The organism is Bombilactobacillus apium, from assembly GCF_013385145.1.
Lineage (GTDB): Bacteria > Bacillota > Bacilli > Lactobacillales > Lactobacillaceae > Bombilactobacillus > Bombilactobacillus apium.
The window spans coordinates 1-24,560 of record NZ_JABZEC010000007.1; the positions used below are offsets into that span (position 1 = coordinate 1).

Annotated in this window: 26 protein-coding genes, 2 pseudogenes and 1 riboswitch; of the genes and pseudogenes, 21 read left to right on the plus strand and 7 right to left on the minus strand. The window is 40.6% G+C overall.

Annotated elements, in window-relative coordinates; all coding sequences use genetic code 11:
* The first annotated feature begins 862 nt into the window (after window positions 1-862).
* The 3 genes and pseudogenes from HU830_RS09230 to HU830_RS07545 all read left to right on the plus strand — a co-directional run bounded on the left by HU830_RS09230 (window position 863) and on the right by HU830_RS07545 (window position 2,186).
* Entirely contained in the window at window positions 863-1,021 is a 159-nt protein-coding gene (locus HU830_RS09230) for a hypothetical protein (protein WP_407647502.1), read from the plus strand.
* Window positions 1,021-1,763, plus strand: a pseudogene (locus HU830_RS07540) (MFS transporter); the annotation flags it as partial. The gene HU830_RS09230 and the pseudogene HU830_RS07540, both read left to right, overlap by 1 nt.
* A gap of 156 nt (window positions 1,764-1,919) precedes the next feature.
* A complete protein-coding gene (locus tag HU830_RS07545; RefSeq protein ID WP_176943169.1) occupies window positions 1,920-2,186 on the plus strand; it encodes a hypothetical protein in 267 nt (88 codons plus the stop codon).
* 218 nt (window positions 2,187-2,404) lie between these two features.
* On the opposite strand, the gene thiE is transcribed toward HU830_RS07545, so the two are convergent.
* Genes thiE through thiD form a run of 3 tightly spaced genes read right to left on the minus strand, consistent with a single transcriptional unit; the run spans window position 2,405 to window position 4,666 of the window.
* Complete coding sequence (gene thiE / locus HU830_RS07550; protein WP_176943170.1) at window positions 2,405-3,040, minus strand: thiamine phosphate synthase; 636 nt, start codon at window positions 3,038-3,040, stop codon at window positions 2,405-2,407.
* On the minus strand, window positions 3,024-3,848 hold the full coding sequence (thiM, locus tag HU830_RS07555) for a hydroxyethylthiazole kinase (protein ID WP_176943171.1): 825 nt from the start codon (window positions 3,846-3,848) through the stop codon (window positions 3,024-3,026). Before thiM ends, thiE begins: the two co-directional genes overlap by 17 nt.
* Window positions 3,845-4,666 (minus strand): bifunctional hydroxymethylpyrimidine kinase/phosphomethylpyrimidine kinase, encoded by an 822-nt coding sequence (thiD, locus tag HU830_RS07560; protein WP_176943172.1) that lies wholly within the window; start codon window positions 4,664-4,666, stop codon window positions 3,845-3,847. Before thiD ends, thiM begins: the two co-directional genes overlap by 4 nt.
* Window positions 4,667-4,760: 94 nt before the next feature.
* Window positions 4,761-4,858, minus strand: a riboswitch (TPP riboswitch).
* A 192-nt stretch (window positions 4,859-5,050) separates the two neighbouring features.
* Here thiD and HU830_RS07565 point away from each other — a divergent pair.
* Window positions 5,051-5,545 carry a GNAT family N-acetyltransferase gene (locus HU830_RS07565; protein ID WP_176943213.1) on the plus strand — a complete coding sequence of 165 codons (495 nt, stop codon included), beginning with the start codon at window positions 5,051-5,053 and terminating at the stop codon, window positions 5,543-5,545.
* 20 nt (window positions 5,546-5,565) lie between these two features.
* Here the strand turns inward: HU830_RS07565 and lexA are convergent, their stop codons facing one another.
* Window positions 5,566-6,198: a transcriptional repressor LexA gene (gene lexA / locus HU830_RS07570; RefSeq protein WP_176943173.1), complete on the minus strand. Its 633-nt coding sequence runs from the start codon at window positions 6,196-6,198 to the stop codon at window positions 5,566-5,568.
* A 95-nt stretch (window positions 6,199-6,293) separates the two neighbouring features.
* On the opposite strand from lexA, the gene HU830_RS07575 reads away from it, so the two are divergent.
* The 9 genes and pseudogenes from HU830_RS07575 (at window position 6,294) to HU830_RS07615 (ending at window position 15,407) form a co-directional block, all read left to right on the plus strand.
* Entirely contained in the window at window positions 6,294-6,554 is a 261-nt protein-coding gene (locus tag HU830_RS07575; protein WP_176943174.1) for a DUF896 domain-containing protein, read from the plus strand.
* Window positions 6,555-6,617: 63 nt separating this feature from the next.
* Window positions 6,618-6,833 (plus strand): YneF family protein, encoded by a 216-nt coding sequence (locus HU830_RS07580; protein ID WP_176943175.1) that lies wholly within the window; start codon window positions 6,618-6,620, stop codon window positions 6,831-6,833.
* Window positions 6,834-6,915: 82 nt separating this feature from the next.
* Window positions 6,916-8,652 carry an ABC transporter ATP-binding protein gene (locus HU830_RS07585; protein ID WP_176943176.1) on the plus strand — a complete coding sequence of 579 codons (1,737 nt, stop codon included), beginning with the start codon at window positions 6,916-6,918 and terminating at the stop codon, window positions 8,650-8,652.
* Between the two features lie 9 nt (window positions 8,653-8,661).
* Window positions 8,662-10,437, plus strand: a complete 1,776-nt coding sequence (locus tag HU830_RS07590; protein ID WP_176943177.1) for an ABC transporter ATP-binding protein — start codon at window positions 8,662-8,664, stop codon at window positions 10,435-10,437.
* Between the two features lie 274 nt (window positions 10,438-10,711).
* Window positions 10,712-12,994, plus strand: coding sequence for an SH3 domain-containing protein (locus HU830_RS07595; protein WP_176943178.1), 2,283 nt, complete (start codon window positions 10,712-10,714; stop codon window positions 12,992-12,994).
* A gap of 185 nt (window positions 12,995-13,179) precedes the next feature.
* The gene (locus tag HU830_RS07600; RefSeq protein WP_176943214.1) at window positions 13,180-13,428 is read left to right on the plus strand and encodes an ArsR/SmtB family transcription factor; all 249 of its coding nucleotides are present in this window, start codon (window positions 13,180-13,182) and stop codon (window positions 13,426-13,428) included.
* 243 nt (window positions 13,429-13,671) lie between these two features.
* Entirely contained in the window at window positions 13,672-13,836 is a 165-nt protein-coding gene (locus HU830_RS09235; RefSeq protein WP_407647499.1) for a hypothetical protein, read from the plus strand.
* Window positions 13,837-14,324: 488 nt separating this feature from the next.
* Window positions 14,325-14,675 (plus strand): annotated as a pseudogene (locus HU830_RS09240) (hypothetical protein); the annotation flags it as partial.
* A gap of 3 nt (window positions 14,676-14,678) precedes the next feature.
* Entirely contained in the window at window positions 14,679-15,407 is a 729-nt protein-coding gene (locus tag HU830_RS07615) for a BspA family leucine-rich repeat surface protein (RefSeq protein ID WP_324196349.1), read from the plus strand.
* Window positions 15,408-16,084: 677 nt separating this feature from the next.
* Here HU830_RS07615 and HU830_RS07620 read toward each other — a convergent pair.
* The 3 genes from HU830_RS07620 to HU830_RS07630 are packed head-to-tail and all read right to left on the minus strand — an operon-like array spanning window position 16,085 to window position 18,888.
* Entirely contained in the window at window positions 16,085-16,780 is a 696-nt protein-coding gene (locus HU830_RS07620; protein ID WP_176943180.1) for a GTP pyrophosphokinase, read from the minus strand.
* 27 nt (window positions 16,781-16,807) lie between these two features.
* Window positions 16,808-18,223, minus strand: a complete 1,416-nt coding sequence (locus HU830_RS07625) for a DASS family sodium-coupled anion symporter (RefSeq protein ID WP_176943181.1) — start codon at window positions 18,221-18,223, stop codon at window positions 16,808-16,810.
* A 29-nt stretch (window positions 18,224-18,252) separates the two neighbouring features.
* Window positions 18,253-18,888, minus strand: coding sequence for a lysophospholipid acyltransferase family protein (locus tag HU830_RS07630; protein WP_176943182.1), 636 nt, complete (start codon window positions 18,886-18,888; stop codon window positions 18,253-18,255).
* A 59-nt stretch (window positions 18,889-18,947) separates the two neighbouring features.
* Here HU830_RS07630 and HU830_RS07635 point away from each other — a divergent pair, with 59 nt between their 5' ends.
* The 8 genes from HU830_RS07635 (at window position 18,948) to HU830_RS07670 (ending at window position 24,554) form a co-directional block, all read left to right on the plus strand.
* On the plus strand, window positions 18,948-19,679 hold the full coding sequence (locus HU830_RS07635) for a tRNA1(Val) (adenine(37)-N6)-methyltransferase (protein ID WP_176943183.1): 732 nt from the start codon (window positions 18,948-18,950) through the stop codon (window positions 19,677-19,679).
* Complete coding sequence (locus tag HU830_RS07640; RefSeq protein WP_176943184.1) at window positions 19,663-19,929, plus strand: GIY-YIG nuclease family protein; 267 nt, start codon at window positions 19,663-19,665, stop codon at window positions 19,927-19,929. The genes HU830_RS07635 and HU830_RS07640 overlap by 17 nt, the downstream gene beginning before the upstream one ends.
* A 185-nt stretch (window positions 19,930-20,114) precedes the next feature.
* Entirely contained in the window at window positions 20,115-20,426 is a 312-nt protein-coding gene (locus HU830_RS07645; protein WP_176943185.1) for a hypothetical protein, read from the plus strand.
* 187 nt (window positions 20,427-20,613) lie between these two features.
* Window positions 20,614-21,378 (plus strand): 30S ribosomal protein S2, encoded by a 765-nt coding sequence (gene rpsB, locus HU830_RS07650; protein ID WP_176943186.1) that lies wholly within the window; start codon window positions 20,614-20,616, stop codon window positions 21,376-21,378.
* Window positions 21,379-21,464: 86 nt separating this feature from the next.
* Entirely contained in the window at window positions 21,465-22,343 is an 879-nt protein-coding gene (gene tsf / locus HU830_RS07655; protein ID WP_176943187.1) for a translation elongation factor Ts, read from the plus strand.
* A 101-nt stretch (window positions 22,344-22,444) separates the two neighbouring features.
* Window positions 22,445-23,167: a UMP kinase gene (gene pyrH / locus HU830_RS07660; RefSeq protein WP_176943188.1), complete on the plus strand. Its 723-nt coding sequence runs from the start codon at window positions 22,445-22,447 to the stop codon at window positions 23,165-23,167.
* Window positions 23,168-23,169: 2 nt separating this feature from the next.
* Entirely contained in the window at window positions 23,170-23,727 is a 558-nt protein-coding gene (gene frr, locus HU830_RS07665; RefSeq protein WP_176943189.1) for a ribosome recycling factor, read from the plus strand.
* Between the two features lie 95 nt (window positions 23,728-23,822).
* Window positions 23,823-24,554, plus strand: a complete 732-nt coding sequence (locus HU830_RS07670) for an isoprenyl transferase (RefSeq protein ID WP_176943190.1) — start codon at window positions 23,823-23,825, stop codon at window positions 24,552-24,554.
* Window positions 24,555-24,560: the final 6 nt, after the last annotated feature.

The window sequence follows — 24,560 nt, forward strand, 5'->3', positions numbered from 1 at the left end:
GCAACATGCTCAAGTCATTTATGGGCAAGATGCCAACTACATCTTGCCGATGTTCGCGGCCTTGGCAGTGCTTTACTTCATCACTTGCTTTGGTTTATCTTTGGTTGGAAATTGGATTGATCGCCATCTGGCTTAACTGCAAATTGTTGTTTTCAGGTTCGAAGAGAAGTAAGAAAATCCAATCGATCAAGCTAACTAATTAGAAAAGATTTATCTTTAAAGACAAAGCCAAGCGCCAAGGCTTCTGAAATGAAATTTTCCTAGTTCTTAAGTTCAACAAATCTGGCCACTTAAATAGATCTATTTTGAACAGTAGACCTTATAAGTAGACAGTAAATTAATATCTTGCGACCTGATTCCTTGATCTTGGGAAATTAGGTCGCTTTTTTAAGAAAATCTATCTATAGTTGCAAAGATTGGCTTCGAGTTTAATTTGGTGAATTTAGCTAATGAGTTGAGATATTTTAGCCTGAATAGCTAATGTTTCCTAAAGGGCATGTTCTGGGAATATAGTTTGCGATATCTGGAGTTTCTGTAATTTCTATACTGGTAACGGGGCGATCTAAATCATGAGGCTCAGAGAGTAAAGTTAAATCAGAGAAACGGGGCAATAGGAGTAATTCTTGTAATGTAGTCAAAATTATTTACCTCTCAATCAGTAAGCGCTTGCACCAATTTAATTGAAACATACTTGTTGGTAATAGACAATATAAACTTTTAATTGTGCAAAAACTTCAAAGAGTGATTGTCAAAGTCTACAAGATTTAATTTTTCTAGTTCAAAGTGGGCAATGATGCTTGATAATAAGTTATTTATAATTGTAGTAATCGTTTACATAAACGATTTGTGAGGAGGTTTGACTATGGATACAGAGCAAGAACATTTGAAAATAACTTATTGGAAAGAAATTGTAGCCTTATTATGCACGGGGTGGGATTTATCGCTCAGCCTTAGTCCCTGTTTCCCCACCAAATCAGAGCCTCTTTGGGGAGAAATATTTCGGATACAGCAGTCGGCTTAATATCTAGTTTTTATTTTTTGGGATATTTAATTATGCAGATTCCAGCAGGATCATTGGTCGATAAAATTGGTCAAAAGAAAGTTTTATTGCCAGGTTTTCTGTTTTTCGGAGTGGCAGCTCTAATTGTTGCTTTAGCTCCATCGATTCAAATGATTTATTTGGGAAGTGTTTTAGCTGTAATTTTAATTATTTTTATGACGATTACCTTTCAATTTGTGATTAAACGCCCGCAAACTAGTCCAGTAGTTCCGCAAGAGCCAAGTTCAGGCTCGAAGAAGTCTGAAGAAACGGCTGAGATTTCGCCGAAGGCTTTATTCCAACCCAAAATGTTATTTTCTTATTTATTGTATTTTACAACTTGTTATGCCTATTACATGATTGTTACTTGGCTCCCTAATTTTTTGGCAACTGAACGGGGATTTCGGGAAACTGCCATTGGTTTTTCTTCCTCGTTGGGGTGGCTTTTGCTTCTATCCCAGGAGCGTTTTTCTTCAGTAAATTAGCGGTGGAACCAATCATTATTTCTTGGTTAGGTGAGAATGCTCCTCAAGTGGGAATTGGGACGACTCTGGGAGTCTTTAACTTCTTTGGGATGATTTCCTTAATTGTAGCCCCGCCCTTAACGGGAAATATTTCAGACTTGACAGGTTCCAAAGTCTTCGGCTTTTATATTGCAATCGTTCTCTTGGTTATTGGAAAAATTTGTTTCTTATTGACAAATCTAAAGTCTAAAAAAGCCTGATTGATTTTTTGGTGGTTGGAATTTTTCTAATTTTTCTATGGAGAAGTTAAAAAATTACAAATTTGGTCATAGATGTCTAAAGATTTGGGAGTGATTTTTCGATCAAAAATCATGCTCAGCCTGGTCTAAGGTCAATAAAGTAGCTTGGGGAATTAGTTGGGTTATTTGTTGAGCGAGGTGGAAGTTGATCCCCAAGATCCCGCTTTCCAACATCCGAGTAAGCCGATTGAGGTATTCTATGATCAAACTGAAGCCCAGAATCTGGAAGAAGAAAGAGTGTGGCAGATGGTTGAAGATGCTGGTCGAGGATATCGCCGGGTTGAATTTACTAAAAGTGGTGGTCGACTAGCAATTATTTGTGCCCTGGATGAAGCTGACTTAGCCATACAAGGACAAGCGGGAACTTGGATCAGTGATAATTAAAGACTAGAAAAGATAAAATTACCGTCAATTAGTTTTGAATAGAGCTTGAATTTTATTAAGTTAGTTCGGCCAAAAAATAATAATTCACAGGAAGCTTGAGCTTCTTGCGGATTATTGTCCGTTAGTTTTAAAGAAAGGGATTTAGAAAATAAGTTGGGTTGAAGTTTTCTGGGAGTTTGTTTCTTTGACTTTGAGATTTGATTTTAAAAAAGGCATTTTTATTGTAAGGTTCGGTCAATCTCTTGCCGCAGTTCTCGGCTCGCTTTTTGAATATCTGGTTGTTGTAAAATTGCGGAAACTACTGCAAAACCTTGAATTGGATCCTGTTGAAATTGGGAAATATTCTCGCGTTTGATTCCGCCAATGACAACAATTGGAATCTGGACCGCTTGGCAAATTGCTTGCAAGGTCTCATGAGAAACATGAATTGTGTCGTTTTTGGTATTGGTATTAAACATCGCTCCGACACCCAAGTAAGTAGCTCCTTCTTTTTCCGCTTCTTGAGCTTCGGCTACCGTTTGGATGGAAACACCCAAGATTTTGTCAGGTCCTAAAGCTGCCCGAGCCTGATGGACCGGTAAATCATTTTGACCGATGTGTAAACCATCAGCGTTACTTGCTTGAGCTACTTCTAAGTTATCGTTGATAATCAAGGGAACCTGATAATCATGCGCCAATTTTTTGATGGTGTTGGCTTCCGTAAGAAAATCTGCTGCAGCGAGTTGTTTTTCTCGAAGCTGTAAGAGAGTGACGCCGCCTTCCAAGGCCTCTTGAACCGCATCAGTTAAGATTGGGGTGGTCATCAAATTGCGATCAGTAACTAGGTATAAACGGTAATCAAGCAGTAACTTCATGGAATTTCCCCCGTTCTTGTAAAGTTTTAGTGTCTAAATGATTAATAGTATCAATAATCGCGGTTCGTAAACTCCCTGAGCCCAGCTTTTGGGTTCTTTTTTGACCAATTTCGCCGGCGATTCCCATCGCTAGTAAGGCGGTTAAAGTACTAGCAAAAATTTCCTGCGGTTGGCTTCCACAAAAGCTGCCAACTAAAGAAGTCGTCATACAACCAGTTCCGGTAATTTGTTTCATTGCTGGACAACCATTTTCAGCAGTTACAATCTGTTGTTCATCGACTATGATATCGGTAGCTCCAGTCACTGCGACAACACAGTGCTTTTTGTCGGCGACTTTTTGTGCCCTAGTAATCATCGTTGAAGTATCCAAAGTTTGATCGAAACTATCGACGCCTTTGGCAGAATTTTCTTTTCCAGCTAGGAAACTAATTTCAGAACGATTGCCGCGAATTACAGCCAAGTCTAGTTCAGCTAATAGCTTTTGGACAGCCTGCTGCCGGAAAGTAGAAATTCCGACACCCACCGGATCCAAGATGATTGGAATACCGAATTGGTTGGCTCTTTGGCCAGCAACCAGCATTGAAGCTAATATTCGCTGGTTCAAAGTTCCTAGATTGAGCACTAAGGCATCGGCTTGAGCGGTAATCGAGGCTACCTCTTGGATTTCGTCAGCCATAATCGGGGAAGCCCCAATCGCCAAGGTGATATTAGCGCAATCATTGACTGTGACATAGTTAGTCAAATGATGAACCAGAGGCTTTTTTTGTTGAAGTTGGGGAAGGACAGTTTCCAAAAAATCAGTAATCATTTGTTGAAACCTCCTTTTTTAACGGTTGCTGCTGCTTGATATAATTCATAAAAGTGGTGAGTCGGTCCGTGACCTTGGCCGATATCTAAGGAGTGGCGAATTGCGGTTGTAATATATGATTTAGCCTGCTGAATGGCTTGATTGAGGGACTGACCTTTGGCCAGCTCAGCTGCAATCGCGGAGGAAAAGGTACAACCAGTTCCATGAGTATTTGTCGTGGGAATTCGATCGGAAGAGTAGCTGTAGAAACTCTGACCGTCAAATAAAATATCCGTAGCCGCCCCAATTTTGTGGCCGCCCTTAATGAGGACGGCGGTATGACAGCTGGCAAAGATCGCTTGGGCGGCAGTTTTCATTTCTGCTAAATCACTAATCTCTTGGCCAGAAATCTTAATTGCTTCCGGAATATTGGGGGTAATTACGTCTGCTAGAGGTAAGACATCAGTAATCAAAGTGTCGATGGCCTCAGCTTCCATTAAGGCCGCTCCGTTTTTAGCGTACATGACCGGATCGAGAACAATATTGGCGGGATGCCATTTTTTGAGACTGGCGGCAACAGCCTTCATAGTTTCAGGATTGGAAAGCATCCCAATCTTGACGGCATCTGGTTGGATATCTGTAAAAACGGCCTCGATTTGGGCTTGAACAATCTCAGGGGCAATATCTTGATAGGTGAGAACACGAGCCGTATTTTCTGCAACTACTGAAGTAATCACCGACATCCCATAAACTTGATGGGCGGCAAAAGTTTTTAAATCAGCTTGAATTCCAGCACCACCCGAGCAGTCAGACCCCGCAATACTCAGAACTTTTTTCATAATTAATGACCTCCTACTAAATAAAAAATCAACAAGACCTTCCAGATGAGAACTAGAATATCTTGTTGATGAGATTGGACTTAACTTGGTCAGATTCAACTAGACATTTGCTCCCTACGCTGGTTTTAACCAACAGGTTCCAAGGGTCAGGTTTTACCTTCTCAACGTGAACACGTTCCCCTGCAAATCAAAAGCGAATTCGCTTTCACCGATATCATACTGAATTAAAATTTAAAATTCAAGTAGATAATATTGGACTGAAACATTTTTTGTGAAAATATCATTAAAATTATAGCTGAAATTGGTGACGGAGAGCTAAATAAGTTTTATAGTTAAGATATAAATTATTAGGAAACGGGATGAAAGATCATCGCAGAACAACCAATTTTTAAAATTGCTCAAAAAAACGATTTGCCAGCTATTGTCGCTATTTATAATCAAGCTATCAAGACCCGGCAATCAACCGCGGATCTACAGGCTGTTACAGTGGCAGAGCGAAGAACTTGGTTTTACCAACATAATGTTCAGCAACGTCCTTTGTGGATAATTTGTTGGAGTAATCAGACCGTCGGCTGGTTAAGTCTGAGTGATTTTAATCCACGGGCAGCTTATCGTCACACAACAGAAGTTAGTCTATACTTAGATAATAATTATCAAGGAAAACATTTGGGAACGGCTGCTTTACAATTTATGGAAAAACAGTTACCACAGTATGATATTCAAACCGTAGTTGCGCTAATCTTTAGCCACAATCAAGCTAGTCAACGTCTGTTTCAGAATTTTGGCTATCAAAACTGGGGTCATTTACCGCAAGTGGCCGAATTGGATGGTCTAAAACGAGATCTTGACTACTTAGGAAGAAAATATCTTTCTAAGTAAGTTGACTTAGAAGGATGTTCTTAGAAAATTTGACGGCGGTATAAACTGATGACCTTACCTAAAATTTGAACTTGCGAAAGAATGATCGGAGGATAATTATCATTTTCTGCTTGGAGACGAATATGATTCTTTTCTCGAAAGAAACGTTTGCAGGTAGCTTCATGATCAGAATTCATGGCAATCACAATTTCGCCATTTTCGGCGGTTGGTTGGCGCTGAACAATAACTTGATCGCCGTCTAAAATTCCCGCTTGGATCATACTGTCACCCTGAATTGTTAACATGAATAATTCGCTGGAACTATCTTTGAGATCCGGAGGAAACGGAAAAAATTCTTGCGCTGTTTCTTGCTGCGCTAAGATTGGCAGACCAGCAGTAACAGTTCCGATTATTGGAATTGTCTGCGTCTGCGGCTTGATTTGCAGAGACTCTAAGCCCTGATTGGTAATCTCAAGCGTTCGAGGTTTAGTAGGATCTCGGTGCAAACAGCCCCGCTTTTGTAAACGGGTTAGATGACCGTGAACAGTTGAAGTCGAGGATAATTGGACGTGATCACAAATTTCGCGCACGGTGGGAGGATAACCGGACCGTTGATTATAATCATAAATAAATTGTAAAATTGCTAGCTGTTTGGCACTGATAGATTGACTCATAGTTGAACTCCTAGTATCTTTAAAAATAGATTAGCATAGCTGGAAATGGATTACAAACGTATGTTCGTAACTAGTTAAAGGAGACTTTTGAATTAATGGTAACTGCAGATAATGATTTGGAACATTCAAAACTAATTAAGCGAATTAACGAATTAGCGCGGCTTAAAAAACAGCGGGAATTGACTCCTGAAGAGCAAGCAGAACAACAGGATTTACGCCAACGCTATTTATTCTTATTTCGTCAGGGATTACGTCAGCGCATCGAACATACCAAGTTGTATGATCAGCAAGGTAAAGAAATTACTTCGGCCCAAGTTCGCAAAATTCAAAAAAAGCAGGGCTGGCGGCCAGATTAGCTTTGCCAAATGATAAGAAATTGATTACACTATAAAAGTATCTTAAATAAAGGATGATTCAAAATGGGAATTACAATTTTTGTTGGTATTGTGATGTTACTAATTGGCTTAGCGGGGGGATTTTTTGGCGCTCGAGCATATATGAAGCGTTATTTGCAAGATAACCCGCCAATTTCTCCTGATATGATGCGACAGATGATGGCTCAAATGGGACAAAAGCCGTCACAAAAGAAATTAAATCAAATGATGCAGATGATGAAAAATCAATCTAAAAAATAATTTGATTCTGGAGCAAAATTAACAGGAAAAAGTAGCCTTTGGCTGCTTTTTTTTCGATTCAAATTTAGAAAAGGAGCTTTAAATGGGAATTTTTCGCAAATTAGCGTGGTTTTTTCGCCTGCAAAAACGCCGCTATTTAGTCGGGGTTGTTTTTCTAGTCTTAACGGCCTTCACTAATCTCGTGATTCCTCGCTCAATTGGCCAATTTGCCGACTGGGCTAACCAGCATCAGTTGACTTGGCCCCGCTTAGGAATCCTTTTGGGATTAATCACAATTGCGGGTCTCTTGCAGTACTGGTTTCGCTATATTTGGCGGAATCAGATTTGGGGAGGCGCGGCAGATCTTGAGCGCCAGCTGCGGGGAAAGTTGTTTCAACATTACTTAGCGATGGATGATACTTTTTTTAAGCGGCATCGGATTGGTGATTTGATGGCTCGTTGTACCAATGATATTTCGGCGGTCCAAAATGTTGCCGGGGTAGGAATTTTAACCTTAGCAGATTCCATTATCACTGGAGGCACAACAATTATCGCCATGATTGTTTTGGTTAACTGGAAATTAACCTTGATCGCTATCTTGCCACTGCCATTTTTAGCCTTGATGGCAAAAGTCTTGGGGGATAAATTGCACGCTAACTTTGCGAAGTCTCAAGCAGCCTTTGCGCAGTTAAGCAATAAAACCCAAGAAAGCATGACGGGAATTAAAGTCATTAAGACTTTAGGGCAAGAAGAAGCCGATATCGCAGACTTCAATAAGAAAGTCGAACAAACAATCAATATTAATCGCCACGTGAATCGAGTAGATGCCCTATTTGATCCCTTAACAAGTATTATTATCGGTTTAACTTACGTGATTACCATTGTTTATGGCTCACATTTAGTGCTCCAAAAGCAGATCACTATTGGACAATTGATCGCCTTTGTCGGTTATATCAATGCCCTAATTTGGCCGATGTTTGCGATTGGGCGTCTATTCAATGTCTTGGAACGGGGAAACGCCAGTTATGATCGGATTCAAGCCCTCTTAGCTGAGACCGCCTTGGTCCAAGAACCTGCCCAAGCCCAACTAGTTCCCGCCCAGCCAGATCTGGTCGTTGACATTCAGAGCTTTCACTATCCTGATAGTCAACAATTAGTCTTACAAAAAATTAATTTTCAGTTACCTTTTGGGAAAACCTTGGGAATTGTCGGTCGCATTGGTAGTGGGAAAAGTACGCTAGTGAAATTATTATTACGGCGGTTTGACAATTATCAAGGGCAAATTACTCTGGGAGGGATTGATTTGCGCAAGCTCCAACTTGACAGTTTGCGGGCCAGCTTTAGTTACGTCCCACAAGAAAATTTTTTATTCTCAACGACGATCGAAAATAATATTCGTTTTGGTAACTATCAAAGCCCTAAACAACTGGTGATTGCGGCTGCTCAAGTGGGAGCAATTGATCCTGATATCGCTAAGTTACCGGCGGGTTATCAGACCATGGTTGGTGAGAAGGGGATGTCTTTATCTGGAGGTCAACAACAACGTTTGGCTTTGGCTCGAGCTTTACTGCCCCAACCAGCAATTTTAATTCTTGATGATTCGACCTCGGCTTTAGATGCCAAGACGGAAGTAAAAATTAATCATAATCTGCGCCAATTAAAGACAGCTCAATCAAAGATTATTATTTCTCAAAGATTGCGAAGTGTGATGGATGCTGATGAAATCTTGGTCCTAGATCAGGGGAAAATTATTCAGCGGGGACGGCATGCCAAGCTAATTCAAACTACAGGTTGGTATGCTCAAATGTGGCAACGCCAACAATTAAACTTACAAAAGTAGGAGGCTTTTATGGATCAACACAATGCACCGGCCAGTCTTTCTGTTCGGGAACAAAGAAAAATTGTCACCCGCTTATTTGGCTTTGCTGTCAAATATCACACCTCCTTTTTGTGGGCCAGTTTGGCGGTTGTGGTCCAGTCAGTGATAAGTGTTTTATTACCTCACTTTCTACAGTATTATATGGATACTTATCTTGTTCGCTCGACTTTAACGGAGAAGCTAATCTGGGGCTGTGCGCTTTTATATTTCTTGGGCGTTATCTTACGAGCTGGGGCCCAATTTCTCACGACCTTCGCTTTTAATATGGGGAGCGAATATATGCTGGAGGATTTACGTCGAACCCTCTTTGCTAAATTACACCGTTTGGGAATGAGTTATTTTGACCGCACAGCAGCTGGTTCAATTGTTTCTCGGGTTAATAATGATACAATGTCTATTTCGGACTTTATGCAGGTCTTTTTATCGGCCATAATTGGTATTGTTTCAATTGTCGTTGCTTTAGGAGCCATGTTTTGGACCGATTGGGTGGTCGCTGTAGCCGTCTTGTTATTTTTACCAGTTTTAATTTGGGCCATTTGGCTTTACAGCAAATACAGTTCCAGTGCTTATCGTTATATGCGGCATAAGTTGAGTGAGATCAATACCAAAATCAGCGAGACTATTCAAGGAATTGCGATTGTGCAAAACTTTCGTCAACAGGGACGAATCCAAGCAGAATTTGAAAAGACTAATCAACAGTATTTGCGGTCGCGGCAATCAATGATTCGAATTAATTCACTCTTGTTAGCACCAATTGTGAGCTTACTTTATACCTTAGCTTTAGTTGCTGCGATGGGCTTGTTAGGACTTCATGCGCATCAAGGTTTGCTCCAGGCAGGAATGATTTATGCTTTTACAACTTATGTTAGTCAATTTTTTAATCCAATTATTAATTTAATGGATACCTTGTCCTTCTTTCAAGATGGGGTTGTTGCCGGTTCGCGAGCTTTTAAAATTTTGGATAGTCAAGAATATGGTCCGCAGCAAAAAGTGACTAAGCTGCAGGAAATTACCCGCGGAGCCGTTGAATTTCGGCACGTTAGTTTTGCTTATCCTGGTGGACCTGAAGTTTTACATGATGTTTCTTTCAAATTGGAACCCGGACAGACCTTAGGGATTGTCGGACCAACTGGCAGCGGAAAAAGTACGATGATTAATATCATGTTGCGCTTTTATGAATATGGTCAAGGACAAATTTTAATTGATGGAATTGATTTGCGAAACCTAGATCTGGTGGAAATTCGGCAAAAGATTGGGCTGGTTTTGCAAAGTGCTAGTTTATTTTATGGGGATGTTAATTTTAATATTCGCTTGTATAATAATGAAATTAGTGATTCACAAATTAATGCGGCAGCCCAATTAGTTCATGCAGACGAATTTATTGAACAATTGCCCAAACAATATCAAACGGTTTTGACAGCGCAAGGCAACTTATCCGCGGGTCAAAAGCAGTTAATTGCTTTTGCTAGAACCGTTGTCTTTAATCCGCGGATTTTAGTTTTAGATGAAGCGACCGCCAATATCGATACTCAAACTGAAGATTTAATTCAAACTGGTCTCCGTGAGTTACAAGCAGGGCGGACCACAATTGCGATTGCTCATCGCTTATCAACTATTAAAGATGCCGATCAAATTTTGGTCCTGCAGGCGGGTAGAGTCATTGAACGTGGAACCCATGAAAGTCTCTTGGCTCAAAAAGGAAGTTACTATGAACTTTATCGGTTGCAGGAGCAAAACCAATCGTAGGAAATCAATTATAGGATTGATAAACTTTAACTTTTAAGAGTTTACTTGCAAAAAAATGGAGATTAATTTTAATGATTGAACAAAAGATTATAATCCCGATGAGATTGGGATTTTTGTTCCTTAAGACAACTAGTAAGTACCCCAGAGAGAGTTGTGGTCGAATAATCTGACTTGAATTTTGAGGGTAATCATATATCATAAGTAATATAGAAATGATTTCTAGCTTGGAATGCTGATTTCAATTCCGTTCTAAGATGAGAGAGGAAGTTTTGTTATGAGTAAAATCCCCAGAGCTGTCACTTTAGGACTAATTTGTCCGTTATTATTAACGGGTCTTACTGTCCATAAGTCGTCAGCAGCAACTAGTAACTCGGAACGGCAACAAAATGTTCAAGTTACGAACGACCAAAAACAGGCTAAGACGGAGGCAATAACTTCTAAGGTAACTCCTAAGGAAGTAGCAACTCCAGAAAAGACTGCTGAAACTAAAGCAGAAGCTGATCAAGCAAGTCAGGCGTCGGCAGCAAGTTCTGAATCAGAAAAGGCGGCTACACCAGTGCAAGCAACCGAAACTGATGCGTCGACTCCAGCAGCTGGTCAAGATCAAGCAGAAAACCAGCAAGCTACTGAACAAACTAAGGCTGAACCAGAACAAACAACGACCTCGACAGAAACGCCGACAGTTGCGACCCATACTCCAGCCGAAGAACCAGCAACTAGTGCCAATTCTGAACAGCAGACGCCAGCTCTAGAAACACCGGTAACCACTCCAGCCAGCGATAAAAGCGATAAAACTGAAGCGCAGACACCGGCTCCAGCAAAAACCCCAGCTGAAACGCCGACGGTTAACCAAGAACAAGCAAAGCCCGAGGCTCAAAAGGAAAAGGTTGTTACCCCAGCACCAAAAGCACCAACTTCAGTGACTCCGGTACAAAAAGTTGTCCCAACTACGCCGAAGACTGCTACTCCTCAACAAAACTTAGCTCAAATGAAAACCTTAATTAGTAAGATCATGAACTATACTGTGACTGCTTCTGAACAACAGGCTTTTTTGGCTGCTATTAAAGAAGGAGCTTTAGAAGGTTGGCGCCAATATGGAATCCTACCTTCTATTACTGCTGCTCAAGCAATCTTAGAAAGTTACTGGGGTCAGTCACAATTAGCAACTGATGGCCACAACTTATTTGGAATTAAAGGTCAATATGAAGGTCAAAGCATTACTTATCCAACTCGGGAATATGTCAATGGAAAGTACATTACTATCCAAGCTCAATTCCGGAAATATCCTGACTGGGCTTCCAGTATTATCGATCATGGTTACTTCTTAAACGTTAATTCTCGTTATGCTAACTTAATTCGGGAGACTGACTACCGTCGGGTTGCGCAACTCTTATCCCAAGACGGTTATGCTACTGATCCTAACTATGCTCAAAGTTTGATTAATTTTATCGAAACTTATAATTTACAAGCCTGGGATAAAGAAATTACCGGGATTACACCTAATGTACCTGGTTTGAATGTCCAAGCAGCGTCTGGTTCTTACAAGTTCACTGTGGATACCAACATTCGGACAGCCCCAAGTACTAGTGCCCAAATTGTAGGTCAGTATAAGAAGGGAGAAACGGTTAACTACAACGGAAAAGTTGACTCTGAAGGTTATACTTGGTTACGTTACACCTCTTATAATGGGACAACTCACTATGTAGCTGTAGTGAACGGCAGTCTTAATCAGGGCTCTCAAAATACTCAACCACAAAAACCGGCTGATACGCAGAAGCCAACCGATACGCAAAAACCGGCTGATACGCAGAAACCGACTGATATCCAGAAGCCGCAGCAGACAGTTAAGAACGAAAGTGGTTCTTACAAGTTCACAGTAACTACTAATATTCGGACCGCAGCTAGCACCAAGGCTCAGATTGTTGGTCAATACCAAAAAGGAGAAACCGTTAATTATAATGGGAAAGTTGATGCTGAAGGTTATACTTGGTTACGTTATACCTCTTATAATGGGACAACTCATTATGTAGCTGTTGTTAATGGTCAAGTATCTACCCCCGCTCCAGCTAAGCCGAGTGCTCCTAAGCCGACGACACCGAAACCTCAGCAACCAACAGTCACAAATCAAAGTGGTTCCTACCGTTTCAATTCGACTACTAATATTCGGACGGCTCCAAGTACGAATGCCCAAATCGTTGGTCAATATACGGCCGGAGAAACGGTTCGTTATAACGGAACTGTTCAAGCTGATGGTTATACTTGGATGAAGTACCAAAGTTATTCGGGAGCAACTCATTACGTGGCTCAAACTGGCAGCAATTATAAAACGCCAGTTAAAGCTTCGACTCCTGCTCAAGTGCATAATAATCGAGGAGCTTATCGCTTTAACTCAACGACTAATATTCGGACGGCTCCAAGTACAAATGCCCAAATCGTTGGTCAATATACAGCAGGTGAAACAGTTTACTATACCGGAACTGTTCAAGCCAACGGTTATACTTGGATGAAATACCAAAGTTACTCTGGTCGGACTTGTTACGTTGCCGCTACCAACTAATTTATAAAAAATTGATTTAACAAAAGCAATTAGAGGCTCATTAGGAGAGTTCACTAATTGCTTTTTGTTTTGTCGAAAAGAGGATTGTCGGCACAATTACCCAAGTAGGGTGTTTATTTTTCTTAAATCGGTATAATAGTTTTATGAATTTCAAACAATCTCATCAAGAAGCAGTAAACTAGCGGATCTTTTTTGCACTTTCAGATTCGGGAAGATATAAGATCATCCGCCCACTTTATCGCATGAATCGGGAAATTGGGTGTAATCAATTAAACGAGCATTTAGCAATCAATAAGTCGACCTTGTCTTATCATTTGCGAATTCTGCGAGAAGTGGGCTTGATTTCCATGAGAAATGAAGGTCGTAAGAAATTTGTCAGCTTAAATAAGGAGCAAATTGATGACCTTTTACCTGGATTACTAGCGCGACTATAAGTTGGTCGCTTCTTTTTAAGGACTATTGTTTGGTTATTATAAAACTATGGAACTAAAGAGGCAGTCTTATGAACCACAAACGATTTTTGGGACCTTTATTTTTAATTATGTTTATGATTGGCGCTGATAGCTTCTTAATCTCACCATTGTTACCCACCTTAGTGCGTTATTACCATGTTTCAACGACAGTTTCCGGATTTTTGATTAGTAGGTTACGCAGGAGCCTCCTTAGTCATTGGTCCCATCTCTGATCGCTTTAATCGAAAGAAAATCATGCTGAGTGGACTAACGGTTTTCATGCTGGCCACGATTGGCTGTGGTTTTGCTAATAGCTTTTTGACAATGCTAGTCGTTCGGTGTATTGCTGGGATGGCGTTAGTACTGGTGCGCAGGCCGCAGTCGGGATAAACCATGGCAATGCTTGGCCTTGAGTCCCATATTCCTCTGAAATTACAAAAATCGAAATTGAAACTGGAATTACCGCTACAGGTTCCATCAATGGTCTTTTCGCTTGGTTACCTAATCTAAATTCGGTTACAGGTCTAGAAAATCTGGATGTCAGTGGGGTAACAAAATTAACCGGTCTCTTTGCAGCTGACCATTCTTTAACGGATTTAAATTTTGGGAAGAATTGATAAGTAACCCAAAATACTAGTGCTTTTAAAAAGTTTTATTATATAGATAAGCTAACTACAATTGGAGGCTTGGAAAATTGGAATGTTAGTAACTGGCGGAATCTAGGAACGATGTTTCTATATTCGAGTATCCAGAAACTGGATTTGTCTGCCTGAAACTTATCACAGGCCACTTCGCCAACGAAGATGCTTGCGGGGTGCAGAGGTTTGACGACAGTTGGCACGGATGTTGGAAACTGAGGTTGTGCAAAGGTTGAAAATCTTTCTTATCTTGTTTATGGCAATGCTTGGTTAACCTCGCTTACAGGATTAGATAAATGGAAAGTTAAGAAAGTTGTCGATACGTCTTATTTCCTTTACAATACTGGCGCTGGTCCTGATGGTACTACGGGGAACTTGGATTTACAGAGTTGGGATGTTTCTAACTGTAAAACCATTGAAGGGATGTTTTCTGGAACTGGATACCAGAGCTTAATTTTAAGTAGCGGTTTTAGGGTTAAGGTTGCTCAAAATGGTACACTGGCCACTGGTGATATACAGGGTCTGTTACTTGGGCTAGGGAAAACTTTTAGTAACTGTAATGCACTCAATACGATTGATTTAAGCTTATGAAATATTGATGCAGTTAGAAATATGTATCAAGTCTTTAGTAGTTGCCAGAATATGAAGAGTGTAACTTTTCCTCCAGAATTTACGGCAGCTAATGTAGACACATTTCAACGCATGTTCACAGGTTGCTCCAAATGGACTCAAATAAATGATATTGCAAACTGGAATCCTTTAAAAGTAACCAATTTTAGTGAGATGTTTGAGTTTAATACAAGTTTGACTACTCTTAGTCTTGATAAGTGGGAGTTTACCCAGGCCACAGATCTTTCCTATATGTTTTGGGGATGTAGTAAATTAGTGGAAATAACAAAGCAAAACATTTTAAATTGGGATGTTTCTAAAGTGCTTAAGTTTTCTCTGGTAAGTTTTGATGAGAAACACAATCTTAGAGCCTATGACGGGATGTTTAATGGCTGTACTAAACTGCAAAAGCTACGGTTAGATGGCTGGCAGATTAATCCGAAAGCAATTATCCCAATGTTTTTCCAAGACTGTTCTCGACTTTCCTACCTAGTTTTAGGGGCAGGCTTTAGATTCAACGTTAGTTCGGGAACGGGTTGGGGGCCGGCAAACTATCGAAGAGGTTTTCCAGAAGCAGATTCGCCGCAAATTAGTTATTCAAAAAATTGGCGACAGATCAAAAACGATTCCGAAATTGAACAGCGAAGCTATGTCGGTGAGCCCTTTAACGACTCAAGCTTTACTAGCCCTTTATCAATCCTGGGGAGACTGTGAATCGGCCTTATATTTGGGAGCCAGCTGATCGAGGAATTAAGCTGCAAAAGGTTCCCCAATCTTTGGCTTTCCAGTGGCCAATTTACAAGCAGGGTTTGGCGTCGCTCCAAACTGTTCCGAAATTTGAGCTTGAGGATACACGGACCGAGGCGGGCTGCAAAAAATAGAAAATAATTTTAAAAGCCCAATAGGGCGGCTCGTGGAAGAATCAGGATGGTAAAGAAATTGCGAACCAGAACGGTTGGCCTTTAGTGAACTCTAAATGCGAGGAGATTAAAAAAAGATTCTAAAACTGTCATTTATGAAAGCCTTGCACCTACGGCAGCTTATACTAAGATTGATTATAATCTGAATCAACTTTTAAAAAATAATGCCATTCAAGTAAAGGTTGCTAAACAGTCGACAAGATTAGGTGAATTTTCAACTACTTTGAATTTCGAGTTAACTACTGAACCGTCGGCTAGTGCCGCAGCGGTTCCAACTATTCAAGTGCATAGGTAAAACTATTCTTTAAGCTGTGATCTATTTCCCGAGGAGATAAGTCACAGTTTTTTTTAGATTTAGATATTTACTAGTAGTTTTTAAAAGTTAGGGTGTAGCTTTCTAAGACAAGCAAAAACAGCTCGACCAATAATGATCGAGCTGTCAGGAGAAGTACAGTAATTAAAGTTTTATTTTTAGTCCGTATATTGATTGAGATCTTGGGAGATATTTTGGAGATTAGTTTCAATTTGGGCGATATCAGCAGCATAAGTCTGGAGAGTAGTGACGTACTGGTCAATTTTATCTTCCGGGGTCCGAGTTTTATAACGGAGTTTATGCTCTAAGCTGGCCCACATATCCATCCCCATCGTTCGTAACTGAATCTCTACCGGAAGCCGGACACTCCCGCTGGTCTGATAAACGGGAACCAAGAGCACTAGGTGGAGACTGCGATAACCACTGGCTTTAGGATGGTGAATGTAATCTTTTCGCCGGATAATTTCTAGATCAGTCTGTTTATCTAATTCTTCTTCTATCGTGAAGACATCATCAGGATAATTAGTGACGACTCGCAGACCCGCGATATCGAAGATCTGTTCCTGAACACTTTTGATGGTCGGTGCCAGTTGTTTTTTGCGCATTTTGTTAATTAGGCTCTTGGGACTTTTGATTCGTGATTCCAGATGATGAATGGGATTATGCCAGTGCTGAGTTTGATATTCTTCATCAAGATTTTCTAGACGAGTTCCTAAAATGGCGCTCGCCGCATGACATTTTTGATAGTAATCTAGAAGTTCGCCAACTTGATTGGCTGATTCTGTTCCCACTAGGCGGCTTAGATCAGTTTGTAATTGCTGGACATTAAAAAGGTTCTTGTTTTCTGTAATCATAATGATCCCTTCAGGAATGATTTTTGCTTAATAAAGACCGAGAAGTTTCCACCATAAGAGACCGAGACCTGCAAAAAGGATAAATTCGACCACTGAAACTTCAAAGCCGACTCGCCACCAATCCTTTTGCGTCGTATAGCCAGTTGCAAAATAGATCGAACCAGTTCCAGTTCCGTAGTGAGTAGTAGCAGGAGAAACACAAGTTAAGAGCGCCAACAACATCACCGTGACTAGGGGATTAGCTCCCATGGAAACTAAAACGGTGGCAAAGGGGAGGAAGAAGACTTGGAGATGGACTAAAACACTCGTGAAGAAATAGTGAATATAGAGATAGACAAGCATTAAAATCAAAAAGGCAACACTGAGGTTCAAGCCTTGCACGCTATCAGCAATTAGAATCTGGAACCATTTGACAACTTTGGTTTGAACCAGGTAGGTGGTCATCGCCATAATAATTGGCAGCCATAAGAAGATATCCCAAACCTTTTTTTCTTCAAGGACATCATCAATCTTAATTACTTGGCTAATAATCAAGAGGACTAAGCCGCTGCCGGCAATAGCCGTGTTATCGAGATGAGTCCATTTGGAAGTTGACCAGCCAATAATTGTGAGTAGAAAGATGGCAGTCATCATTAGTTCTGAAGTTGATATTTTACCCATCGCTTGTAGTTGTTCCCGAGCAAATTTTTGGGCAGCCGGAATCTTAACTAATTCTGGCCGATTTTGCGAGTAAATCACTAGGGGAACCAAAATTAAGGCCGCAATTACGGGAACACAAGCGTAAAGGAACCAACTCCCCCAGCTAACGTTGATGTGAAAGACGGGCTTAGCTAGAGCCATGGCCAAGGGATTGGTCGCCATAGCTGTGAAAAAAAGAGCGCCAGCTAACAAATTGGTGTGGAAACTGGTCAAAATTAGAAAGGAACCGATCTTTCCTTCAGTGTGGTCTTGGGGATCGGAACCCAAAGCTTTAGCTAAAGACATAGTTATCGGATACATGATTCCCGCGCCCCGGGCATTGGTGTTCGGAACAAAAGGAGCCATGATTAAATCACAAGCGGTCAAAGTATAGGCTAAGGATAAGGAACTGCGACCAAAGCGAGCGATTAGGAAATAAGCGAGACGGGATCCTAAATTGGTAGTTCGAAAGCCAATGGCCATGAAAAAGGCGAACATAATCAGCCAGATAGCACTGTTTCCAAAACCGCCGTAAAGAGTTACTGGAGGAATCGTGTTCGTAATCGCTAAACTGGCTAGGGCAATGAGACCCAAAACTGCTAGCGGCGCGATGCTCAAGAGGCAGCCAATAATGAAGCCGACAAAGATCGCTAAAGTATGCCAACCTGAACTGGCAACTCCTGCAGGTACAGGGAGGAACCAGATAATTGCTGGAATTAAAATTAAGAGTCCAACTTTCCCGAATTGAATTGCTTTTTTGGTCATTGGAAAATCTCCTTTAATTTAGATTAGAACTAATGTGTCTTGGATTTTTTTGGTGGTTGATATTGGAAATTAGGATTAATTTGGTCGTCAAGTTGATCCCAAGCAGCTTGCATCTGTTGGTTAATCAATTCTGTATTTTCCGCGTTAACTTTTAACTTGTGTTCTAAGTAAATCGGTTGACCGAAGTTAATTGTACATCTTTGATGTTTTAAAAAGCCGGTAAATGTAAGGGGGCCTTGATAAACCACCGGAACAAGTGGCTTTTGCGCAAGCTTACTAATTAAGACGGCACCTCCTTTCAGTTGGCTAGAGTAGCGAGTTCCCGAAGGAAACATGATTAGACTTAATTGCCGTTTGGTTAAATCTTTCACCGGCGTCTTAATAGTTGATGGTCCTGGATGTTGACGATCAACCGGAAAAGCGTTGGCGTGGCGTAAAATAAAAGCTAGAAGAGGATTTTTAAAAAGTTCCTTCTTGGCCATAAAGGCACAGGGAGTGGGACTAACAGCTAAAGCAAATAATAAGGGTTCCCACCAAGTACGGTGGGGTGCTACTATGATATAGGATTCTTTTTGGGGAAGATTGTTTTGTCCCCGAAAATCCTGACGCCCATTGAGGAAGAAAATAATCACTCGGACAATAGGTACAATAATTTTGTAAAACATAACTAAACCTCAATTTTTTAGATTTCAAAGATATTATAGCAAATTCAAAGGATAGATTAATGGTGAAAACAAAAGAACAAATCCCCGGATTTGATTTAACAATTTTTCAGGATACCGATTTATTTCGGAGCTCAGTCGATTCACTTTTTTTGGCTCATTGGGTAGCAATTCGTCCCCAACAAAAATTAGTCGATTTATGTAGCGGTTGTGGGGTGATTGGGCTTTGCCTAGCTAAGAAATTTCAGTGTCCTACAGTTCTAATTGAAATTCAAGAAGCTTTAGCTCGACTAGGTCAAGAAGCAATTAACTACAATCACTTACAAGATCAGGTGCAATTAATTAATAGTAACCTCAAGTTAGCTTTGAATTATTTAGAACATGATAGTGTTGATGTGATTACTTGTAATCCGCCTTATTTTTCGGCAATGGCTAGTCCGCAACTGGGTCAGTCCAATTCGCAAAATATTGCTCGGCATGAACTTTATTTTGATTTACCCCTTTTAGGGAAAATTAGTAGTCGATTATTAAAAGACAATGGTTGTTTATATCTAGTTTATCGTCCGGATCGCTTACTAGAATTGGCTCAAGTTCTGCAAGAATATCATCTCCCAATTAAAGAATTACGTTTCATCTACCCTCATCAAAATGACCGCGCTAATTTAGTCTTAATTAAGTGCCGCAAAACCATGAGAACTAATGGTCTACGAGTTCAGCCGGGATTAGTAACTTATCAAGCCGACGGAACTTATACCCAAGAGGTGCGAGATTTCCTTCATGTCCCTACAAAATAATTATTCCGTATATATTGTTGAATGTGCTGATCGAACCCTCTATACAGGTATTTCCAATAATGTTTCAGCGCGGATTAAAACCCACAATTTAGGAAAAGGGGCTAAATACACTCGGGTGCGCCGACCGGTTCAGTTGCGTTATCAAGAATTTGTCGGGACTCGCTCCCAAGCCCAAAAAAGAGAAGCGGAAATCAAACATTATTCACGCCAAGAAAAATTCCGTCTTATCACTCAAAAAAGAGGCAATTAATCTAAAATATAAGGGGAGGATTCGGATGCAATTTCAATTAAAAAGATTCATCAATTATAAACTAACTTTAATTATTTTGTTAATTTTTTCCGAGCTGGGGTGGTCTTTGATTAAACCAACCAGTAAAAGCTGCCAGCCAAATCAATCAGAAATTTACGGCCACCTCCAAAATTGATCAATTGCCAATGCCTGTCTTGTCTCAAAGTCCAAAAAGATCAATTTCATTTCCGAAACAATTTCCTCTGAAAGATAAAATTACTCCGATTACAGATTGGACAACTCTGGAAACTATTTATACTTTCTCGGCCACAGCAACTGATTCCACGGAAGATGAGGTCAGTCCGACATATTATTCGGTGACTTTACCCGCTGATAATCTGCAGGTTCAATTAACAGGGGTTTCAGCAATTAAATTATGTCAATATTCAGTAACTTTATCTTACAGTTTAGAAGAAGCTAAGCTGGCTACAGCACCAGCAGTCAAGCATCGCTCTTAGAATTAATTCCTAGTGACTTAAAAAATACTTCCAAAGTAAGACTTCCAGTTCTTGCAATTTAGCTTTAGTTCGAGTAGAATTTAAATGCTGTTTTAAATACGCACGTCAAATGAGAGATTATTGGTGCACTTTAGGTGTGGTTAATCTCGGTTAGTTTGGCGGTGGACAAAACCATGGAGGAATTAAAATGTCTGTTTTATCAATGAAACAATTGCTTGAAGCCGGAGTTCACTTCGGTCACCAAACTCGGCGTTGGAACCCGAAGATGAAGCCGTATATCTTTACTCAAAGAAATGGTATCTACATCATCGACTTACAAAAGACCGTGCACATGATTGACGATGCTTACAACTTTGTCAAAGATGTTGCCGCTGATGATGGAGTTTTCTTATTCGTTGGAACCAAGAAACAAGCGCAAGATTCCATTGCTGAAGAAGCAACTCGGGCTGGCCAATACTATGTTAACCATCGTTGGTTAGGTGGAACCTTGACTAACTGGGATACCATCCAAAGCCGGATCAAGCGTTTGAAGCAAATTAAAAAGATGGCAGCTGACGGTACTTTTGAACGTCTTCCTAAGAAAGAAGCTGCTTTATTAGTTAAGCAACAACAAAAATTAGAGAAGTTCTTGGGCGGAATTGAAGATATGCCAAGAATCCCTGATGTAATGTTTATTGTTGATCCTCATAAAGAAAATATTGCCGTTAAAGAAGCTCATAAATTGAATATTCCGATTGTGGCCATGGTTGATACCAATACCGACCCTGACGATATCGATGTTATTATCCCATCAAACGATGATGCCATTCGGGCCGTTCGTTTATTAACTTCCAAGATGGCTGATGCGATTGTTGAAGGCCGTCAAGGTGAAGATGATCTTGATGTTCCTGAAGAACAAACGACTTCCCAAGCCAATCCAGAAGCTGCTCAAGACGAGAACGAAGCCAAATAGATAACTGTGATTGATGAAGAAACTATCTGGCTTTAAGTCCAGATAGTTTTTTCGGATTTTAGAGACCTTATTTAAAGGAGAAGAAAATGACAAAAATTACTGCTGCGCAAGTAAAAGAATTACGTGATCGAACCAGTGTTGGAATGATGGATGCTAAGAAGGCCCTTGTTGCCGCTGACGGCGATATGCAAAAAGCAATTGATGAATTACGTGAAAAAGGTGTCGCTAAGGCTGCCAAGAAGAGTGGACGGATTGCCGCTGAAGGTTTAGCGACGGTGAAAATTCAAGCTAATGATGCTGTTTTGCTGGAAGTTAACTCGGAAACTGACTTCGTAGCTTCAAATGAAAAATTCACTACTTTAGTTGCGGAAATTGCAGAAGCAATTGTAGCTCAAAAACCAGCTGATGTCGCTGCTGCCTTGCAATTAACTTTGGCTGATGGTTCAACCGTGGAAGCCGCAATTACGAACCTAACTGCTGTGATTGGTGAGAAGATTACTTTGCGGCGTTTTGAAGTGGTTACCAAGAATGATGATCAAACCTTTGGTTCCTATTTGCACAACGGTGGTCAAGTAGCTGTTTTAGTTGTCTTAGATGGTGCCGACAGTGAAACTGCTCATGATGTTGCGATGCACGTGGCTGCAATTAATCCGGAATACTTGAGTCGTGAAGAAGTGCCGGCCGCAACTTTGGATCACCAACGGGAAGTCTTCACTAAGGAAACCTTAAACGAAGGTAAGCCGGAAAAAATCGTGCCAAAGATTGTTGAAGGTCGGTTGAACAAGTATCTTTCTGAAATTAGTTTAGCCGATCAAGACTTTGTTAAAGATCCTGACCAAACTGTGGCCCAATATGTAGCCTCAAAGAAGGGACAACTGGTTTCCTTTAAGCGCTATGAAGTTGGTGAAGGAATCGAAAAGAAACAAGAAAACTTTGTTGACGAAGTTATGGGTCAAATCAATTAAAAAGCGCAGTTGCGCTTTTTTTTTGGAGTTATTTACCGGACCACCCGAAACGGGTCGTGGGTTATGGTAAAATAAACGAAAGAAATTGAAGGAGTTTATTTATGGCTGTTAAATATAAACGAATCGTTTTGAAGTTGAGTGGGGAAGCTTTGGCCGGGGAAAAAGGATTTGGAATTAATCCACCCGTAATTGCAGCTATTGCCGAACAAATTAAACAAGTTCATGAATTAGAAGTTCAAATTGCAATTGTTTGTGGCGGAGGTAACATTTGGCGTGGTGAAACCGGTGCGGAAATGGGAATGGATCGAGCCCAAGCTGATTACATGGGAATGTTAGCAACCGTGATGAATGGTCTAGCTCTCCAAGATGGTTTGGAGAACGCTGGAGTACCGACTCGGGTGCAAACTTCGATTGAAATGCGTCAAGTAGCTGAACCCTATATTCGCCGGCGGGCAATTAGAAATCTCGAAAAAAATCGAGTTGTTATTTTTTCTGGTGGAACTGGTAGTCCCTATTTTTCAACGGATACCACTTCGGTTCTTCGGGCAGCTGAAATTGAAGCTGATGTGATTTTAATGGCCAAAAATGGGGTCGATGGGGTTTATTCAGCTGATCCCCAAAAAGATCCGCACGCTAAAAAATATCAAGAATTAACGCAATTAGATGTGATTAACAAGAAGCTAGGAGTCATGGATTCAACCGCTAGTTCTTTATCAATGGATAATAATATTCCACTAGTTGTTTTTAATTTAAATGAACCTGGTAATATTCTTCGGGCTGTTCAAGGCGAAGCAATTGGTACGACCATTACAGGAGGAAAGTAAGCATGACGGCAACAATTATTAAAGAAACTGAAATTCATATGGAAAAAGGCTTGCAGGCTCTGCAAAGAGAATTAGGACAGATTCGAGCTGGCCGGGCAAATGCTAGTATTTTAAACGGGATTAACGTTGAATATTATGGAGCTGAAGTACCGATTAACCAAGTAGCTTCAATTAGTATTCCAGAAGCCAGGGTCATTTTGGTGACTCCTTTTGATAAGTCAGCTTTAAAAGATATCGAAAAAGCTCTCTTGATGTCCGATATTGGGATTAATCCGGCGAATGATGGTAGTGTGATTCGTTTAGTGATTCCCCAATTAACCGGGGAACGGCGCCAAGAATTGGCTAAAGAAGTGGGCAAGATTGCCGAGACAGCGAAAGTGGGTATTCGCAATATTCGTCGGGAAGCAATGGATAAGTTAAAGAAGCAACAAAAAAATAATGAGATTACTGATGATGAAATGCACGACCTAGAAAAGCAAGTTCAAAAAATTACCGATCAGAATGTTCAAGGAATTGATCAAATTGCTGCCAAAAAATCAGAAGAACTTGTCGAGGTGTAGACAAATAATCAGTTTTCTAAGGCCCAAAAAGACCGGACTTGTAAGATTGCCACGGTCTTTTTGTCCGTTAAATTACCGACTGAGGAGTTGACTTTATGGTCAAAATGAACGTACCGCAACATGTGGCAATTATAATGGATGGTAATGGTCGCTGGGCTCAACAACGAGGCTTACCCCGAATTGCCGGGCATCGTGCAGGCATGAATAATTTACAGACGATTGCGCAAACAGCCAGTGATTTAGGGATCAAGGCTTTAAGTGTTTATGCTTTTTCGACAGAAAATTGGACTCGTCCATCTAAGGAAGTTCGTTTTTTGATGAACTTACCGATTGATTTCTTTGGGACTTTTATGCCCCGGCTAATGAAAAATCAAACTCGAGTAACGATTACAGGTGATTTAACGACCCTTCCGTCCAAGACTCGCCAAGTTTGTGAACGAGCAATTGATCAGACCCGTAATAATACGGGTTTAATCTTAAATTTTGCCTTTAACTATGGAGCGCGCAAAGATCTACTCCAAGCGATAAGGCATCTTGGTCAGGACTACCAAAGTCAAGGAAAGGATTGGTCTGACCTTGATGAAGCCACTTTTTCCCAGTATCTACAGACAGCCCAATTAGGTTTTTTACAAAATCCAGATTTGTTAATCCGGACTAGCGGGGAAGAAAGGCTTTCTAACTTTTATCTGTGGGAACTAGCCTATGCGGAATTAGTCTTCTCTTCAGAATATTGGCCTGATTATTCTCCCGCTAATTTAAAACGGGATTTAGAGATTTTTAATCACCGTCAGCGTCGTTTTGGCGGTCTTGAACAAACTGAGAAATGAGGTTCA